Source organism: Pseudonocardia sp. SID8383 (assembly GCF_009864975.1).
Classification (GTDB): domain Bacteria; phylum Actinomycetota; class Actinomycetes; order Mycobacteriales; family Pseudonocardiaceae; genus Pseudonocardia; species Pseudonocardia alni.
The window spans coordinates 1-2,148 of the sequence record NZ_WWFY01001188.1 but is presented as its reverse complement, the minus strand read 5'-3'; the positions used below and the strand labels follow the sequence as shown (position 1 = coordinate 2,148).

Genomic DNA, 2,148 nt, shown 5'->3' with positions numbered 1-2,148 from the left:
CGGCGTCCCCGTTCCCGGAGTCGCCGTGGCCGGACTCGCCGTTGCCGGGCTCGCCGTTGCCGTTGCCACCGCGGCGACGACGGCGACGCCCGCCGCCGTCGGAGTCGCCGTTGCCGGCGTTCCCGGAGCCGGACCCGTTGCCGGATCCGCCGCCGTTGCCGTTCCCGTTGCCGGAGCCGTTCCCGTGCTGCGCGCCGTTGCCGGAACGGCCGTGCTGGTGGTCCGGACCGGTGTCGGTCGAGACGATCACGCCCCGCCCGCGGCAGTGCTCGCAGGTGGTGGAGAAGTGCTCCAGCAGCCCGCCGCCGACCCGCTTGCGGGTCATCTGGACCAGGCCGAGCGAGGTCACCTCGGCGACCTGGTGGCGGGTGCGGTCCCGGGCGAGGCACTCGGTGAGGCGGCGCAGGACCAGATCCCGGTTCGCCTCGAGCACCATGTCGATGAAGTCGACGACGATGATCCCGCCGATGTCACGCAGCCGCAGCTGGCGGACGACCTCCTCAGCCGCCTCCAGGTTGTTGCGGGTGACGGTCTCCTCGAGGTTGCCGCCGGAGCCGGTGAACTTGCCGGTGTTGACGTCGACGACGGTCATCGCCTCGGTCCGGTCGATCACCAGGGTGCCGCCCGAGGGCAGCCAGACCTTGCGGTCCAGCGCCTTGAGCAGCTGCTCGTCGATCCGGTACTCGGTGAAGACGTCGGACGGGCCGGTGTGGCGGTGCATCCGGTCGGTGAGCTCGGGCGCGACGTGCCCGACGTAGCCGGACACGGTGTCCCAGGCGTCGGCGCCGGACACGATCAGCTTCGAGAAGTCCTCGTTGAACTGGTCGCGGACGACCTTGACCAGCATGTCCGGCTCCTCGTAGAGGAGCGTCGGGGCCTTGGGTGCGCCCGGGCCGGTCTTGTTCGCCTTCTCCTTGACGACCTCCCACTGCGCCTGCAGGCGGCGGACGTCGCGCTCGAGGGCTTCGTGCGAGACCCCCTCGGAGGCGGTCCGGATGATCACACCGGCGTCGGCCGGGACGATCTCCTTCAGCATCTCCTTGAGGCGCTTGCGCTCGGTGTCGGGCAGCTTGCGGGAGATCCCCGCGGCGCCGCCGGAGGGCACGTAGACCAGGAAGCGGCCGGCGAGGGAGATCTGCGTGGTCAGCCGGGCGCCCTTGTGGCCGACCGGGTCCTTCGTGACCTGCACCAGCACCTGGTCGCCGGAGGACAGCGCCTGCTCGATCTTGCGCGCCTTGCCGTTGAGGCCGGCGGCGTCCCAGTCGACCTCACCGGCGTAGAGCACGGCGTTGCGGCCGCGCCCGATGTCGACGAAGGCCGCCTCCATCGAGGGCAGCACGTTCTGCACGCGGCCGAGGTAGACGTTGCCGACCATCGAGCTGCCGGAGTTGCCGCCGGTGATGAAGTGCTCGACGAGGATGTCGTCCTCGAGCACGCCGATCTCGGTGCGGTCGGAGCGCTGGCGGATCACCATCTGGCGGTCGACCGACTCGCGCCGGGCCAGGAACTCCGACTCGGACAGGATCGGCGGACGGCGGCGGCCCGCGTCGCGGCCGTCCCGCCGCCGCTGACGCTTGGCCTCGAGCCGGGTGGAGCCGCGCACGCCCTGGACCTGGTCGTCGGAGGACGACCCGGAGTCCTGGCGGGACTCGCTCCGGGCCTCGCGGACCCGGGTGACGGTGTTGGGCGGGTCGTCCTCGGAACGGTCCTCGACGTCGGACCCCCCGCGACGACGACGGCGCCGCCGGCGGCGCGAGCCGCCCGGGGACTGCTCGTCGGAGTCGTCGGCGTCGTCGGAGTCGGAGTCCTCGGAGTCGGCCCCGGTGGAACCGGCGTCCTCGGAACCGGACTCGTCGGAGTCCTCCGAGTCGTCGCCGTCCTCGCCGGAGTCCTCGCCGCCCTTGCCGCGGCCGCGGCCACGACGGCCCCGGCGGCGACGACGGCGGTTGCCGTTCTCGTCCTCGCCGTCGTCGTCGGAGCCGTCGCCCCGGTCGTCGGCGTCGGTGGTCCCGTCGGGGTCGGCGTCGTCGGCCGCCGGGGTGGCGGCCCCGGAGTCCGCGGCCGGGGACGCGGTGGTGTCGGTGTCGCGGTCCTTGCGACGGCGGCTCTTACGGCCGCGGCGGGGGCCGCCGTCGGTGCCGTCCTCGC

Annotated in this window: 1 protein-coding gene; it reads right to left on the bottom strand. The window is 73.2% G+C overall.

Features of this window, described 5'->3' with window-relative positions:
• Window positions 1-2,148 (bottom strand): Rne/Rng family ribonuclease (locus tag GTW08_RS29005; RefSeq protein WP_161152799.1); only part of this gene is annotated, 2,148 nt, incomplete at both ends.